Origin of the sequence: Methylosinus sp. C49 (genome assembly GCF_009936375.1) — a bacterium.
Classification (GTDB): Bacteria; Pseudomonadota; Alphaproteobacteria; order Rhizobiales; family Beijerinckiaceae; genus Methylosinus.
On the sequence record NZ_AP022334.1, the window covers coordinates 17789 to 32562 of the forward strand.

A 14774-nucleotide genomic window follows, 5' to 3' on the forward strand; every position below is an offset into this window, starting at 1 on the left:
GGACACCATGGGGAAAACCAAATGCGAAGGGTGCGGCCGTCAGACGCCGAGCTTCGAGATCGTCGAATATGGTTCGATGGAAAACGGATACAAACAGCTTTGCCGCCGCTGTTTCAATAGCGAAGCGGCCGCCGCCGCCGGCCTCAAAGACTTCGAGCATGTGGAATTTGACCCCATACGTCTGAAAGACAGCGGAGGAAAGGTCCATGAATTCCATTTCCGTACATTCTTGTTTGGGACTGGCGTCGCTTTGGACGCGTTCGAACTTCGCAAGGGAGCCCCGGCGGGCTACCAGTTCCAAGTGATTGCAGGCCCCGAAGAAGACCTTCTCGCCATGCTCGGTCGGCTGATCGCAAAGATACAGCGTGCCCTTGCCGTAAAACATCTCGAGGACGGCGAGCACGGTCTGCAGATCGCAAAGGCCGGCGTGGTGCGCGCCCTCATCGACTGGGATCCCGCGACAGAAGGAGCCCTGCCGCTCCTTATCATTGATGGACGGGAGATTTCCTGGGAGGATTTGGGCCGATGCCTGATGTCATTCGAGGGATTCCAGTTCAAGTTGGAGGTGCACGACAAAAGCGATGAAGTTTGACGCTGCTGGGCGCCGAGGAAGACAAGACCAGTGCTGAGGCCGACATGGTTTGGCGAGGCGCAACTTGCGCGGATCCGCTTGTGAATTCCCCATTGACGAAAAAGCGTCCTGCGGTCCCTGATGCCAACACCCTCAGCCAACCCCTCATTTTCATCCAACGGCGAGCACGGCGGCCGTCACTGAGTTTTGCATGATGAACGCCTGGAGGCGTTCCAAGAGCGCGATCAATTTCGGCTCTGGCATTTTCGGATTGGCGCCATAATAGAGGCATCCCTGGTGGAACAAGGAATGGACGCGGCGCTTGGTCGTGTTCCTTTTGAGCAGGCGCTCCATGCCGTGCGCCCCACCGGCTCCGCCGAGCAGGGTCAGCAACAGGAACGCGATGGCGCCAATCAGCAGCTCGGTCTTCTCGTCCGCGCCGAAAAGCCCCTCGGTCTGCCGCGCGTCGTCCGCCAACCTATTTCGGCGCCCCCGTGCCGACTTGGCTGGGCGTGGCGCCAGAAGCGGAGGCCCGGTCCGGCGCGGACTTTGGTCTAGCCGCAGGGGCCTTCGGCGGCCAGTCCCGGCTTCGCAGACATCGAGGAGCGCGAATTGACATTCTCGCGCTACGCCTTTCCGTCCGCCACCACTCGCGCGGCCTTGATCCTGTCGCGAAGAAAGGCGAGGCGGCGTTTCGCGTTGGTCGCTTCCTGCTCGGTAACGAATTGCGTCACCGCGCCGTCGAGATCGATGCGCGGAGCTCCAGGAATCATCCCGCGCAAATAATCGAGGCCCGTCACATAGACCCAGAGAGCCTTTCGCACCTTCGGCAGATCGAGATCGGGACGGCGCTCGAGGATATCGCTGTGAATGCCGATCGCTACCGCTGGCCGGCCGCGGACGTCGCGCGGCTTGAAGCAGGCTGGAAAGCTCATGACCAGCTCGGCGAGCACGGCATGACTTTCGCTCGCCGGGATTTTACGGGATCGCGCTCTGCTCTCGAACTCGAGAAGGAGCCGCTCGGCCTGCCCGATCTCTTCGGATGTGATCGCGGCTCGCACGACGCCATCGAGATCGACGCGCGGCGATCCGGCGATCACGCTGCGGTATATTCCGGACCAGCGGTGTAGACCTGCAGCGCCAGGCTCAGCGGGGCGGGATCGATGTGAGGCCGGTGGAGGAGGATGTCCGCTTCCACCCCGATGGCGAGCGGCGGTTGGCCTTTTGCGCCATGCGGTTTAAAGGAGGCGGGGAAGGCCTCGATCAATTCATCGAGAAGCGCGCGAACTTCGGCATGAGAGCGCTTTTGCGCCTCCCGGTCGATCGAGCGCCGCGATTGGTCTGCTGCTTGGCTCTCTGTCGTGTCGGTCATGAGGACCCGTCTTCGAGATTGGCGAAATTTTCAATGACTAGCCAACGGGTTCGCTAGATCGCGATTCATTATGATCGAGCGCGCGGGCCGCACCGTCCCGGTCGCAATCGCGCGGCGCCGCTAAGGTCGCGCGCCGCCGGCCGCTCGAGAGTTTCCCGCGAATTCTCCCTGCATTGCAAGACCGTCCCGTGATCGGGAAATTTCGATAGAGATACGCGCACCTCCATGTTCGGCTCGGGACGTCTTCCAACACGAGGATCCCATGTCCACAGTCATATTTCGTCCAACCCATCGCGGCGATATACGCCATCGAAATATGTCCAGGCTCGCAACCGCTCTCTTGCTGGCGTCCGCCGTCCCCGCCTTCGCCGGCGATCCTGTTCCCGTTACCGAGAGAGGTCTCCCGCAAACAGTGCATCCGACCTATCAGGAAAAAGGCGCGCCAAATTTCTCCTATCCGACCGGCTCGACAGATGTCGGGTCCGGGGGAGGCAACAATCCCGGCGGCGGCAATATCGACTACACGGCTTGCAGCGGCTGCGATCCGCTGCAAACGATGAACGCTCAGTCTTGGGGCGGCCAAGCGTGCGACGCCGCCACGACGGTCGGCGTCAGCTGCGCGTCGCTCGCCGCCACCTGCGTCATGGAATCGGGCTGCAAAAACGTCCAGGGCGCCGGAACCGTCTCCGGGGCGTTTCAAATGACCAATGCGACTTACACGGAAACGATCAATCAGGCGGCGGCGGACAATCCGAACGCAGGGATCGACACGAGCCTCGCCGGGAAAAACGATCCCGCCAATCAAGCCTGGGGCGCCGCACAATACGAGTACAATGGCGCAACGTACCTACAAGATAACGGAGTCCAGGATCCGACATTCATTGACGTGAGAGGCTATTATCAGTTCGGCCCGGGCCCTTCCGTCAACTTGGCGAAGGCCAACGACAGCGACAACCTCGAAGGAATTGTTCATTTGCCGCCTCAGACGATGGCCGCGAACGGCATTACGCCAACGACGACGGTCGGCGATTGGCGTCAATCCATCGCCAACAGAGTCGGCCCCACGGCCGGACAGTCCGTCTTGAATTAGCCGTAACGCGAAGGGAATAGTATCATGATCTCATTAATCAATCCGATCCTCGCCGCAAGTTTCCTTGTGCTTCAAGCGGGCGGCGCCGGGAGCTTTACGCCAGTTAGGCCAATCGAGGGTTATAAGTGTTTGAGAGTCCACATCCCGGAAGAACGTAGATTTGATCCCAGCGCGGTGCCTCTGGTGTTCGCGGCTCCGACCGAGGCGTCGAAGCTAATTGGACATAGTGGAGTGGCCGCGTTCGTAAAATGGCCCTTGAACGAGGTCGATGGTTTCGTCGAGATAATTTGGGGAGATCACGGCATAAAAGCCTGGATCCATAAGGACGTCCTTCGGCCCTGGCGAACGAAGTGGACTCCACCCGGACCAGCGTCCGAATGCATCCCGACACTGATGTCGAACGGGATGATCGGAATCGGCAACGCGATCCCGTATAAACATCAGTAGCGGTCTGCCCTCCCAAACGACGTCGCCACTTGACAGCGATTTCCGCTAGTGGTTCGCTGATTCTGCAAGTGGATCGGCTAGGGCTTTCGGGACGGTGACGTTCCGGAAGCCTTTCTTGTTTTACGCGACGAAACTTCTGATCGATCGTCTGAAAACTGCTGCGCGGCGGCATATTCTTCGTGCTGCTCAACAAGCGCGCTCAGCGCTGCGAGGGCACGCAGACAACATCCATTTTACGGGAAATGCGCCTTCAGCTCCATATAGGCTCCGTGAAGGGAGAGAAGTCTTCACCGCCGACGCTCGACCCCGGTCTAGGGAGTGCGCTCTCCAGTAACTCATCGAACTCTCCGATGTGGCGAACGTAGGCGGCGTCTCGACCGAAAAGAAGGCCACGTTTCCGTTTCGACTCTCTGTTTCATATCAGACTCTCTTTTACGTCAGAGTCGTTGCTGCCGTGGCCAACAGAACCGACACGCATCGATGTTGAAGCGCTTCGGCGCGAATGTTTCGAAATGCGCCACGTCGACGCCGAGCGGCGAATTATGGGTGCGGCGAAATGACTCACTCGACACCGATTCGCGATTTCGATGCGCTCTGCAGACTAACTCTGGAAAGGCGTGAGTCCTGAAGGCAAGTTACGGCGCAAGCGTTGGCATGGCGACGACTCTTGAAGCAGAAACAGCGGGGTATTGCGTAGGGGAGATGTTGCTGTATTCTCGAGACCGAGACCTGTGACGAAGGCGGCGCGCGCGGTTCCTACCCCCTCCCTTTGCGTGTGCGTCTATTCCGATCAGCGAAACCAAAAGTGACGGCGCGATGTTATGCGTCAGAGCGATATCTTTTATGGAGCAGGGGGAGGCATTATTTTCAGCAGGGTGCGGCGAAATGGCGAAGCACGAACGAATTGACGACGCTGCCGTCGACAAAGCCTGTCCGATGACACTCGAACAGCAATGCGATCACCTCATCCAATTGGTGTTCACTCGCTATGGCAGCATGACGACGATCATTGCCCGCGTCGCGGCAGATGACGATATCGACCGCCGCTTTGTCGAGCTCGCTGGCATTCCACCGCGAACTCGCGACGACCTGCTGGCGAAAAAGGCATTGGCGACCGCATATACGGAATTGTTTGTCGGAAGGCCGAATGTCCTGACCGAGCTTTTGAAATCGATATGTGACGATTTCGAAGCGATCACATAGTCTGCGCTTTGGGTTCGCGCAGAATTTGCAGATGCTGGTGGTCGAAAGGAGACCACCATGAAATCGCATTCGGTTACGATCGCCGCGATACTCGCCGCGACGCTCGCCCTGAGCGAACCAGGGACATCATGGGCTGGAACAGAGAACGACGCGGGTGGGTCAGGAGGCCCGCCCGTGTCCGAATTGGAGAAGGGCGCCGCGAGCGTGGCTCTCGGCGCATCGAAGCTTTCACCCCTTGCAACGGAATTCATCGAGCGGACGCCGGCCCTCAATCATCTCGCGAAAGCCGGCGCGCAGCTGTTCGATGCGGGGCAAGCGCATGGCCTGCGCGCGGTGGTCGCGCGGCAGGGCGAAGAGTTCATGATCTTGCAGGTCATGCCGGACGGCGAGGCGATCGTCGCGGGCGTGCAGACCGATTTGTCGGCAGATCTGCTGCTGACGATTGCCGGACGAAGCGAGCCACGAGTAACTGAGCTCGGCGTGAGCCACGGGATGCGTGGGCTGTTCGTGCGTAATGGACGACAGTTCCAGGTGTTCTACGTCACGCCGGATGGCGAGCGGGTGATCCCGGGCGTGATGTGGGACGCGAGCGGAAAAAACATCACGCGTGAACAAGTCACGCCGCTGCCCGAGGTGGCGCCGACCGTGACGATCGGCGGCGAGAAGGAGACTGGAGCCGTAAACAGCGCTGGGCGCAGCAAGACCACCTCGGCATTGGAGGCCGCCCATAGCGCGACCTTCGGAACGATCGGCTCCGAGGCCGCGCCGAAGATCTACGTGTTCATCGATCCGTTGTGCGGATATTCCGTCCGCGCTCTGCAGCAGTTGCAGCCGTTCGTTGCGGCCGGGAGAGTGCTGGTCGCGATCATACCCGTGTCGGTGTTGGACTACGAGGACGACGGCCGGAGCACCAAGAGCGCGTTGGCGATGTTGAGCAAGCCCGCCGATCAAATGGCGACGGCCTGGTCGCGTGGTGATTTGAACGGGCCGCCCTTGAACGGAGCAGAAGAGCTGCTTCGACGCAACATGGCGATCGCCGAAGCGATCGGGCTGCGCGGGACGCCGACGGTGATCTGGCGCAAGCAAGACGGCTCCGAGGGGCGCGTTGATGGACTACCGGAGGATTGGAATGCGGTGATCGCGTCGATAGGGAGTGAGAGCCATGCGGCGCGATAGATGGAAGCCGAAGCGATCGGACACACCGAAACGAATCTCGCCGCTAAACAGAGCGTGGAACGGGGTGAAGTGGATCGGCTCCATACCGGGACGTGCGTTCCCGAAGCACGAAGTGACCGAAGGAGGCCGTGTTTTGACGGGATTGCTCGCCGGGGTTCGTCGTGGCCTGCGGCGCGATTCACGGTTCAGAGTCGATGAAGATCGCCACTTCAACCTCGAGGCGACTGCGTTTCTCCACGGCATGAAAGTGTGGCAGGTCGAGAGCCTTTTGCTACGCCGTCGCCGGCAGACCGCACTCTCGGCCTATATCTTTTTCGGCGCGGGTTGGGTGCTGTTCTTCTACTGGCTGTTCGAGATCGCGGTCACGCCGTGGACGTCTTGGAACATTGCGCCGGTGCTGGAATTCGCACCGTTCTGCTTGTTTCTCTTTCTGACGGCGTTCCAAAGCGGACTGCAAAATTATCAGCTCAGAACACGGCGGCTGGCGACGGCGTGGGAATATCTCACCACGTCCGAGCGATTTTGGCCGAGCTGAAACGCGCTCGCATCCGCAACTCGACGCCGCCGAAGTCGCCGGCGGCGTCGACGACCGCGCCGAGAAACGCATGGCGCGCTGCAATTCCGGTGCCGTCGCGGGAGTGGTTGGAATTGGGTTGGCGTAGTCTCCGGGGCGCTGAACCCAACTGATTCCAGCGTTGGAGCGCTGGAAGGAGACCACGCCATGACGAAGGATACCACGAAGACGGCGGCTGTCGCGGCCGACATCATGCTTTTCGACAATTGGTTCGACCCGATCGAGAACGGCGTTCGCGAGCGCGTGCGCGGCTTCATCGAGACGATGCTGGAAGAGGAATTGGAGAGCGCGCTGTCGCGGCCGCGCTACGCACGCCGCAAAACGGGCTCGGACGAAGACGCCGCCGCGACCATCGTCGGCTGCCGGCATGGGCATCGCAAACGTGCGCTGACGGGCACGTTCGGAAAGACGGAGATCGCCGTGCCGCGAGCCCGCATCCAGGGCGAGAACGGCAAGACCAGCGAGTGGAAGAGCGCGTCGCTCGGGGCCTATCAGCGCCGCACCAAGGCCGCCGACGCCTTGATCGCCGGCGCCTATCTCGCCGGGACCAACACGCGCCGCGTGCGCCGCGCGTTGAATGCCGTTTTCGCCGGGGCGGTCGGGAAGGATGTGGTCAGCCGCGCCTGGCGCAAGGTGAAAGGCGATTGGGATGCCTGGAACAAGCGTTTGCTCGGCGAGGAGCCGATCGTGCGCCTCATTCTCGACGGCACTGTCGTGCGCGTCCGGCTCGATAAGAAGGCCACTTCGATCTCGCTTCTGGTCGCGCTCGGCGTGCGGCGGGACGGGCAGAAGGTTCTGCTCGCGATCAAGAACATGGGCGGAGAAAGCGAGGCGGCTTGGCGGGCGCTGCTCGACGATCTCGTGAAGCGCGGCATGCAGACGCCGGAGCTGGTCATCGTCGACGGCGCGCCGGGTCTCGAGAAGGCGCTGGCGGCCTTGTGGTCCGATATAGCGGTTCAGCGCTGCACGGTGCACAAGCATCGAAATCTCCTCGCTCACGCGCCGGAGCGGCTGCATGAGGAAATATCGAACGACTACAAGGATATGATCTATGCCGACACGAAGCAGGAGGTCGAAGCGAAACGCAAGGCGTTCATCCGGAAATGGCGGCTGAAGCACAAGCCCGTCGCCGACAGCCTGGAGGAGGCCGGCGACAAGCTCCTCACCTTCACGCGCTTTCCGCCGAGCCAGTGGAAATCGATCCGCACCTCGAATGCGATCGAGCGATTGCATGAAGAGTTCAAGCGACGGATCAAGACGCAAACCGTGCTGCCGAGCGCCGACACCGCCGCCATGTTGTTCTGGGCGCTGTTGGCGTCGGGTCAGATCACCATGCGAAAGGTCGCCGGTTGGCAGAGCCTCGCCGAGCGGCCCTCCGATCAGCCTATTGATCTTGCCGCTTGATCGGATATCCTCGATTGCCTCGGAGCTGCGTCAGCCAATTTCAACACGATCCGCGACGGCACCGCAATTCCGATCAATCTCCAGCATGGCGAAAAAGGCTCGGGCGATGCCCAGTTTTTATCCGCGCATGGCCCGACGCATTTGGCCTGCAACGGCGAGCGAGGCCAGCTCGCTCGCGTGCCTCGGCCGATCGGCGGACGATCGCGTGCGGCCCACGATCAGAACGTGCCGGGAGGCGCGTTGCGGGAGCCCCCCGCCACGCCGGTCGCCCATGGCGCCGATTCGTAGTTGGGCCGGGTAGCCTGGGTGGAAGGTTCCGCCGGCTTGACCACGGATCCGCTCCTATCGATCACCGGCGGCCTCCATGTGGCGTTGGCCTCGCCATAAGCGGCGTAGGGGTCGTAGAATGGATGCCTGACTGTGGGGGCGGGAGGCGCGTCGTAATCGGCTGGGGCGTGGACATTTCCCGAGGAACACGCCGCGAGCGGGAGGGAGAGGCAAATCAGTGGGAGGAAGAGCTGTCGCATGAGGGTCTCCTGTGCGAAACCATCATGCGACGAGGCTGCGCGAATGCCGTCATGCTATCTGAAGTGGATCACGTCTTGAGTGCTCGCCACAGAGCGGCGATTCGTGGCCCCAGAGCGTCAGGGCGGCAAAGGATCTCGCCCTTCGACCACGCATCAATCATTTGATAGACGATAGACTTGAGTTCGGAATACTCTGGACGCTCTGCCTTGCCTTGTTCTGCCGCCTTGAGCAGAGACCAAAGACATTCTTCCAGACCGCTTTTGAACTTCTGTGTATTCAACAGTTTCCTGGAAGTCTCTTCGCCATGACTATCGGAGTTGGCCAGAGACTGTCGCAGGGATTCATTTTCGGCGACGAGCTGAGCATTGCGCTTCCGCTCCTTGTTGAGGAGGTCCATCCAGGCGTTGAAATCTTTGATATGGATCGAACGCCAGCCGGCGCGATACTCCGCGTCCTGCTGGACGTTGAGATTGCGCAGGGCCGCCTGCTCACCTTCGTAGTAGCCGGTGTCTTCGCCCTCGCGATAGCCGTCGGACTTGCCGCTCGAATAGCCGCTCGAGCGACCCACCGCATACCAAAGCATACCGTTTCCAGAGCCAGGTTCGTCGTCGTCGCGCATCTCAGCCGTCCTTATTATGATCTCCGACGTCCGTCTGGGCGCTCAAGGTCGAGTCGACGCTCCCGCCCTTCGCGGAGCTATCAGTGGGGCCAGTGATACCCTTTCGCGGAGAGGACAACGCAGGGGTCGACGATGACCCTACACCATTGCGGCCTTTTTGTCGTGCTGCCCCTTTCAGCTGATTTCTTGCGTAACCGTCGAGCGTCTTGATCGTCCCCTCGGTGCCGGTCCACGCGGCCGCCTTGCTGAACTCGTCCATATCGACACGGTTCGCCGGCGAGAAGCCGAGCATCTTCGGCACATGATGCGGGATGAGCGAGATCAGTCCGAAGGCTTTGATCGCGACCACGATATGCAGCAAGACGAAGATAGCTAGGAGCACAACGAGTCCGATCAGATTGGTGACGAACCAGCCCTTCTCGAGAACGAAATGCACGGCGACTCCAAAGCTTATCCGGATGAGCCAGGAGACCGACGAGAACACGAAATAGCCGGCGAAGAGCCCGAGGAGCATGAGGACCGGCCGGAAGAGCACGTTGAACAGTAGCTCATAGACCTGGATGGCGCGACCATGCAGGCCCTCGCCCTCGAATGTCATATGGGCGACCATCATGAGCGGAACGGCGATCACCGCTTCGATCACGAGGATCAGATAGCCGGTCACGCCGGCGATCCACATCACCCAGGGGATGAGCGGCAGCACATAGGCGATCATGATGCCGGGAATGAGAAGCGCCAGGAGACCGAAGAACAAGGGCGTCAACAGCGCCTTGAAGACGTCGGAGACCGTGGCGAGACCGGCGGCGGCGGCGGCCCCGGCGAAATTGCCGGTGAGCAGCGAGAAGGCCGCCGCTCCCGTCTGAACGGTCCCGGACGACGCGGCGATCGCGAGCCCATAAGCCGTCAGCGCCGCGGTCATGAGATATTGGCCGAGCGTGATGAGCGAGCCGAAGGGGTCAGACCACTGGTTCGATGTCGGAGAGATGCTGTTCGCGATATAGTTCAAGAGCGGCTCGTTGAGATTGATCGAACGGAAAACGCGCTCGATCCAGGAGCCGCCTTCGCGAGCCGCAGCATTTCCGAACGTGTCGGCGTTACCTGCAGGCGGGTTAGCCCCGTCGGCGGTGTTCACATACGTGCGCAGCTGCCCGAGAAAATTGTCGCTGGCTTGGATCAGCGGCGCGAGATCTGTCTTGAGCGCATTGCTCCAGCCGCTGTAGCTCGGGCCGTTGACGATCGGCAGATCGTTGAGCAGCGACAGCGTGCGGCCATTCAGCTGAGCGAAGGTCAGATAATAGGACCCGGCGGACGCCCATCCGAGCGTCGACAGATCGGTCGTCGTGTTGTTGATGAGACCGAGCTTTCCGGCCCGCGCATCCTGGGGTTTGATGGCGTTCTGCAGCTGCTTCTGAATGTCGCTCGCCGCAGAGGTGAGCTGCTGCGTGTAGTCGCGGGTCGCATTCTGATAGGCGGCGAGCAGCGGAGTGAGCGCCGAGGTCTGTTTGGTCTGCCAATAGCTTTTCGCGACACTCTCGGCAACGGGACGAATATCCGATGTGATGACGTTCTGGAGAATTTCGTTCTGCTTTGCCGTCATGTCGGTATTGACGCCGGCGATGGGCTGCTGCGCGCCGGAGGGCTGGTTGACCGTGATCGTGCCGCAGCTGGGCGAGCCGGTCTGATTGCCCGGGGACAGCGAATAGGCCCAGGTGGTCGAGCCGGAGACGAGCGTCGGCGTCGGGGCTGGCGCAATCTGCGGGTTGGCGGTCGCTTCATTGACGAAGGCCCGGCAGAGCTCGTTCTCCATGACGCCGAGAACGATGTTTTTCGTGCCGGGGACGATCGGCGTGGCGATGACCATTGCATCGGGTCCGATGGCCTTGATCGCGAATTTGAAGAGCGATCCCGCCATGCCGATGCCCCACATGGAGGTTTGGACGACGGCGGCCTGACCGATCGAGAACCCAGACGCTATCGGGAACATCATGATGGCGGCGAAGCCGATCCTCACGACGAACATAGAGGTCATCGCGTTGGTGAGGAGATTGCTGGTCTCGGCGGTGCGATAGATATTCCAGATGGTCAGGTAGCACACATAGAACATACCGAGCGCCATGGAGAAGCCGGTGAAGCGCCCAAGCAACTCGCCGATGACGGTGGCGGCGGAACCGGTGCATGTCGCGGACTGCCCGGCGCCGCTGCAACTGCTACCGTTGATCGGGAATACCGCTTTGATGACTTCCGCGGCCCAGTCGAGGCCTGGATCCAGGGCAGACCAGCTGACGTCGTAGTTCGGCGCCGCCAGGGTGGCGGATTGGGCGAGCGCCGGGGCGGCGCAAGCCACGGCGAAGAGAGCGATCGAGAGAGTGGGAAAGGTTCGGCGTGACATGGCGTCCTCGCGTGCAGATTGGTCAAAGCAATTTCGGGGGACGAAAAGGAGCCATCACGGTCCCGGGCTCGGGGAGGGCCGCGCTTCGGGATCGCGGTGAAACACGGCTTTGATTTTTTCGAGGACTTTTTCGACGATCTCGCGGGCCTTTTCGCCGAGATGCTCCAGCATGCTGCCGTCGCCCTCATGCCTGGGAATGGAGGAAGCGGCCTCGCCGACGGCGGCGTCGAGCTTCTTGAAATGATCGGTCCAGTTCGAGGCGTTTGGATGGGAGCCTAGAGCCGAAACGACTGCTCCTCGGTCCTTGCCGTATTGCCTAAGAGCATCGGCGGCTCGATCGTAAGCAGCGCCGAACGTATTGTTCTCGGAAATTGCTGCCTTGAGCTCCTCGCGCAGTCCTTCGAACCGGCCTCCAGCCTTCATGCCCTCGATTACAGCGCTCATGCCGCCCCTATTATTGGCGGCGGCGTCCTGGATGCGATTGAGGATCGAGGCGCCCGGCGCGTCTCGAAGGGCGCTCATTGCGTCGAGGGCCGCTCTGCCAGACGTATCGGCGGCGTGCAGCAGCGAGTCGTCGCGTTTCGATTGCATGCGCGTGTTCTCGAACTTCTGCAGGCGGCGTTGGACGTCTTCGGTGTTCGCCTGCTTCTCGCGCGCCGATGGCTCACGCGGCTGTTGCGCGCCTGGCTGCATTGCCGCTTGTGACGATGGCGTTGCGGCCTCCAGAATTCGGCCGATCGCGCTGGCGGAGCGCCCGACCACCCCGAGGGCCTTTCCGAACACGCCGCCCACCACGATCTTTTCCTGCACGAATTGCACTTCGTGTTTCGTGATCGGATCAGTCTCGTCAGGGTCCGGCGCTTCCGACGATGCCGGGGTTTTCGGAGCGTTGGGAGCCGTGGCCGGCGAGGCGGGCCGAGCGGCCGAAGCAGCAAGATTGCGGTCGTCATTGGCGGGCGTCGAGGGGGCCGGAGCGCCGCGCGAAGCAGGCGCCGGACCTTCGGACGCAGGAGCTACGGGAGACTTCGCCTGTGCGTTCGGCTCGTGAGCAGTCTCTGAAGACGTCGATGCGCGCGCCGTCGATGGAGCCGCAGCGTCGAAAGCCGCGATCTCGATTTTGCTTCTATCCGCGAGCGCGGACGGCGTGTTCGCCGTTTCGTCTGCCGGCGTGTTGCGTGACGCTACGCTCGGCTCCGCCAGCGTCGCGGAAGCCGGCATATTGCGAGGCGATTCATCGGCGACCGGGGGAGCCGTCCCAAAACCCTCGGGCTCCGATGGCCGTGCGGCCTCGACCGCAGCGTGATCGGAACTCGCGAACCGGGAGCCAGCCCTCGGGTCATCGAAGGCGTCGATCTCGGCCTGTCTCACGGGAATGCCCCGCGTTTCCGCGGCGGCTTCGGGAAAGGTCGGCTGCGCGCCGGCCAACGCGACAGCAGACGCGGGAGAGTCCGCGATCGGGCGATCGGGCTCGACCGACGGGTTGGCGATCGGCTGCGCGCCCGCCTCTCGGCGTGGCGCGTTCAGCACCTTGAAGGACAGCGCAAATATTTCGCCTTGGACTGCCTTCGTCATCTGGTTCGATTTGGAGGCGATTTCCACCGCCTTCTCGCGAAGCCGTTGGACCAGATCGGGGTCGTCGAGCGTTTGGGTCTTTTCAAGAAGACTGCGCATCTGCTCGTTTTTGAGCCCAGGGCTGGATGCAGCCAGTTGAGTGAGTTGGTCGCGAAGGTCCCTGTCGATGCGCAGCGGTTCGATGCGTTTTTCAGCGTCTTCCAGAGCATAGGCGAGATCCGTTTTGAATTTCGGATCGCGGAGCCGCTCGATGGGATCGTTCAGGAACGCGATGGACACGCGATCGATCCGAGCAGTGAGCTGCGGATCGTGCGCTTCGATGTGCGGCCGGCGGTCCCCGAGCTGGGCAAGCAGCCCGACAGTCGCCATATAGTCGCGGGCGCGCGTGAGCTCTTCACCGATCGTCTTGCGCTCGCGCGGGTTCATTGCGCCGTTCAGCTCGGCGCGCAGCTCCTCGACATGTTGCGCGTTGGGCGCGTCGACGCGCCGCTCGTCAGAAGCAGAGGTCGGATCGGGCTTGCGGGGAGAATTCTCGGGTTCGGTCGGCATGGGATTTTAGCCTCGTGGAACGGAGAAAGAGAGACGGGTTTTGTGAGGTGGAGGACATGGGCCGATCAGTTGGAGAGGTTCGGGGTCGGCAGCTCGACGGCGGGCTTGAGGGTTTGAAGGTCGCGCTCGGCGACCGCGGCCAGCGTCGTGGCGTTGACGCTCGCGTTCTTCATCGCCATCCGGTAGTTCTCTAAAAGCAGGTAATTAGTGACCGCGAGCTCATTGGCGATCTCGCGTTCGACCGCGGCGGGCGTCATGCTCTGCAGCTGCGCCGCCCAATTGACGTCGCTGTATCGGCGATGCACGTCGAGCTGCAGGGCTTGCACCCAGGAGCCGGTATCGACGGCCGTCAGACCTTCGTTCTGCATCTGCTGCTTCTGTGCGGCGTTGAGCGGAATCGAAGGCGATTGAGCGGCTAGGACCTCATTGAGCACGCTGCGCGCCAGTGAGACGCGCGACTCGTATTGGCGTCGCCGAACCGACGCCTCCTTGGCGGTAAGCGACGTCATTTGCGCGCCCCGCTGCGCCGTCGGCACGATCGGCTGGATCAGATTGGTGACGAAATCATTGGCGGAATTGACGCCGTCCTGGCCGTCATAGGTCCCGGTTCCGAACAGCGACGAGGCGCGTTGATCGGCATTTTCCCGTTGCGACGCGCTGCAAAGGCCCGCGGCCGCTTCGTCCGCGGAGCAGTAGCGCGAATAGTGCAGCATATTGATCGCTTCGACAGCCTGGGCGGCTCCATAATAGGAAGGCGTTCCCTTCGCCGCCTCGCCGCGTTGATCCGCGACCGTCTGGATCGCAGTGGCGACTTTCCACGACTGCCCCGCACCGACCGTGATCGTCTGGCCATTGTCTAGATGAGCGCAATGCAATGGGCTGACGACATGCTCGTCGCGGATCACGGCGTTGCGCTTGTCGCGTTCGAATCTCGCCATGGCCGCGTTCGAGGCGTCGGCGATCTGTCGCTGGGCGGAGACTTGCGCCTTCGAGTAATTGGCGTTTTGCGTGAACCCCTGACGAAGGAGGGTGGTCACATCGCCATAGCTGTTGGAGCCGAGCAGGCTCGCGAGCGGACCATTCAGGCCGAGCTGGCCCGTGATCGTGTTCAAGAAATTGTTGGCTTGGTCCTGGAGCTTTTGCAGCGCCTGCTGAACGGCGATCGACGTCGCGTCGATGACAGCCAATTGTGCTTTCGCGGGAGCCGCGCCGAAGACGATCGCGCCGATGACGACGCCCGCCGTCGCCGAAAGTAGATGAGAGGTCTTGTTCATAGGATT

Annotated in this window: 13 protein-coding genes; 6 read left to right on the top strand and 7 right to left on the bottom strand. The window is 61.7% G+C overall.

Annotation, left to right across the window (positions count from 1 at the left end):
• Positions 1–7: 7 nt before the first annotated feature.
• Complete coding sequence (locus GYH34_RS19575; RefSeq protein WP_142864560.1) at positions 8–592, top strand: hypothetical protein; 585 nt, start codon at positions 8–10, stop codon at positions 590–592.
• A gap of 150 nt (positions 593–742) precedes the next feature.
• On the opposite strand, the gene GYH34_RS19580 is transcribed toward GYH34_RS19575, so the two are convergent.
• The 3 genes from GYH34_RS19580 to GYH34_RS19590 form a co-directional block, all read right to left on the bottom strand.
• Positions 743–1048, bottom strand: a complete 306-nt coding sequence (locus GYH34_RS19580; RefSeq protein ID WP_142864561.1) for a hypothetical protein — start codon at positions 1046–1048, stop codon at positions 743–745.
• Between the two features lie 149 nt (positions 1049–1197).
• A complete protein-coding gene (locus GYH34_RS19585; RefSeq protein WP_142864562.1) occupies positions 1198–1671 on the bottom strand; it encodes a ProQ/FinO family protein in 474 nt (157 codons plus the stop codon).
• Complete coding sequence (locus GYH34_RS19590) at positions 1668–1943, bottom strand: ProQ/FINO family protein (RefSeq protein WP_142864563.1); 276 nt, start codon at positions 1941–1943, stop codon at positions 1668–1670. The genes GYH34_RS19585 and GYH34_RS19590 overlap by 4 nt, the downstream gene beginning before the upstream one ends.
• A gap of 262 nt (positions 1944–2205) precedes the next feature.
• Here GYH34_RS19590 and GYH34_RS19595 point away from each other — a divergent pair, with 262 nt between their 5' ends.
• The 5 genes from GYH34_RS19595 to GYH34_RS19615 all read left to right on the top strand — a co-directional run bounded on the left by GYH34_RS19595 (position 2206) and on the right by GYH34_RS19615 (position 7837).
• The gene (locus tag GYH34_RS19595) at positions 2206–3033 is read left to right on the top strand and encodes a hypothetical protein (protein WP_161915292.1); all 828 of its coding nucleotides are present in this window, start codon (positions 2206–2208) and stop codon (positions 3031–3033) included.
• A gap of 1290 nt (positions 3034–4323) precedes the next feature.
• On the top strand, positions 4324–4683 hold the full coding sequence (locus GYH34_RS19600) for a hypothetical protein (RefSeq protein WP_142864565.1): 360 nt from the start codon (positions 4324–4326) through the stop codon (positions 4681–4683).
• A 57-nt stretch (positions 4684–4740) separates the two neighbouring features.
• A complete protein-coding gene (locus tag GYH34_RS19605; RefSeq protein WP_161915293.1) occupies positions 4741–5859 on the top strand; it encodes a hypothetical protein in 1119 nt (372 codons plus the stop codon).
• A 133-nt stretch (positions 5860–5992) separates the two neighbouring features.
• The gene (locus GYH34_RS19610) at positions 5993–6394 is read left to right on the top strand and encodes a hypothetical protein (RefSeq protein ID WP_142864567.1); all 402 of its coding nucleotides are present in this window, start codon (positions 5993–5995) and stop codon (positions 6392–6394) included.
• A 186-nt stretch (positions 6395–6580) separates the two neighbouring features.
• Positions 6581–7837, top strand: coding sequence for an IS256 family transposase (locus GYH34_RS19615; protein WP_161915294.1), 1257 nt, complete (start codon positions 6581–6583; stop codon positions 7835–7837).
• A 595-nt stretch (positions 7838–8432) separates the two neighbouring features.
• On the opposite strand, the gene GYH34_RS19620 is transcribed toward GYH34_RS19615, so the two are convergent.
• From GYH34_RS19620 to GYH34_RS19635, 4 genes are all read right to left on the bottom strand, one after another.
• Complete coding sequence (locus GYH34_RS19620) at positions 8433–8984, bottom strand: hypothetical protein (protein ID WP_142864569.1); 552 nt, start codon at positions 8982–8984, stop codon at positions 8433–8435.
• Between the two features lies 1 nt (position 8985).
• Complete coding sequence (locus GYH34_RS19625; protein ID WP_161915295.1) at positions 8986–11328, bottom strand: DotA/TraY family protein; 2343 nt, start codon at positions 11326–11328, stop codon at positions 8986–8988.
• Positions 11329–11427: 99 nt separating this feature from the next.
• Positions 11428–13494 (bottom strand): hypothetical protein, encoded by a 2067-nt coding sequence (locus GYH34_RS19630; protein ID WP_161915296.1) that lies wholly within the window; start codon positions 13492–13494, stop codon positions 11428–11430.
• A gap of 65 nt (positions 13495–13559) precedes the next feature.
• Positions 13560–14768: a hypothetical protein gene (locus tag GYH34_RS19635; protein WP_161915297.1), complete on the bottom strand. Its 1209-nt coding sequence runs from the start codon at positions 14766–14768 to the stop codon at positions 13560–13562.
• Positions 14769–14774: the final 6 nt, after the last annotated feature.